Here is a 1,224-nt window from a genome sequence, read left to right as displayed (position 1 = left end):
GGATTGCTCTTAGGGTTCATAACCAAATCTCTGCATACAAGCTGACGGGGCGATTCGTCTTCAAAAAACTAGTTAGTCTAGTCTTCAAAAACGTCAGGCATCAAAAAAGGCGCGTATTTTATGAGAAATTCGCGCCTCTGTCATGCGTTGAGCAAATTATTGTTAGAACATCTGTAACTGCGAGTTGCCATCATTGGCAGGGAAGGGGGCTAAATCTGGCAGGGTGACATGCTTTTGTAGATTCTTGTAAATGTTCGCTGCCAGCTCAGGTGCAATAATATTGTCTGCTGTGTGAATCATCACATATGGTTGTTTACCTTCCGCAATCCATTGTGGCAATTTACTTAGCCAAGGCACAAAGAAGTCGTAATTTTGTTGTTCTTCCGGATGGCCAATAAAACGAATCATCGGGTGTGAAGCGGTTGCAATCGCATGAACGGGAACTTTGGGCTTCTTCATTTGAGCATCAATGATGGCTTCATTGTCAGGCTTTGCCGCAAACACAGGGCGGCTATCCATGATTATTCGGTCAATACCGTTTTCCACCAACCACTGATTAAGCGCTCGCTCTTCCTCGCCTTTAGAGAAAAAGGCCATATGACGTACTTCTACGCCCAGTGGAAAGTTAGGCGGGAAACTGGCGCAAAACTTTTTCAAACGTTCAAGATACTCTGGGCCAAAAGCTGCTGGGAGTTGTATCGTCCATTGACCGACGCGCTCATGCAGGGGCTCCATGATTTTCATAAAATCACGAAGTTGCTCGTTGCAGCCTCTTAGCATTTGTTCATGAGTGATAGCCTTAGGGAGCTTAAACGTAAACTTAAAATCGTCGTGCGTTGCCGCTTTCCAATTTTGCACCGTGTTGTGTGTCGGCGTGGCGTAAAAGGTGGTATTTCCTTCCACAGTATGAAATACCTGAGCGTATTTTTCTAAACGCTCAGCAGGTTTAGTTCCACTACCGTAAAAGCTTTGTTGCCATTGGTTGTGAGACCACATGGTTAAACCAAGTCGAAGGGGTAAATTATCCATCATTCTTTATTGTTTGTATCTCCTGTACGCACTTTACGAGAGTTTTGCTGAAATAGGTAATTTCACGCTATAATCCCCACCAATTTTTTCGCTTTGGTGCGCTTTTGAACATTTGTTGTACTAAAAAGCACCAGTGAATGATAAAACACACTTAATTGTATGTTGAGTAGTCGATTTTCATAGACTTTCAGCGTA

The 1,224-nt window shown here is 43.5% G+C and carries 1 protein-coding gene; it reads right to left on the bottom strand.

Translation table 11 applies throughout. The annotated features are described in order from the left end of the window. Positions 1 to 162 precede the first annotated feature (162 nt). The gene (locus R7P67_RS25110) at positions 163 to 1,029 is read right to left on the bottom strand and encodes a DUF72 domain-containing protein (protein ID WP_203511763.1); all 867 of its coding nucleotides are present in this window, start codon (positions 1,027 to 1,029) and stop codon (positions 163 to 165) included. Positions 1,030 to 1,224 lie beyond the last annotated feature (195 nt).

Source organism: Vibrio sp. Vb0937, assembly GCF_033338855.1.
Note: the sequence above shows the minus strand (reverse complement) of the source record. Positions and strands in the feature narration are given on the sequence as shown.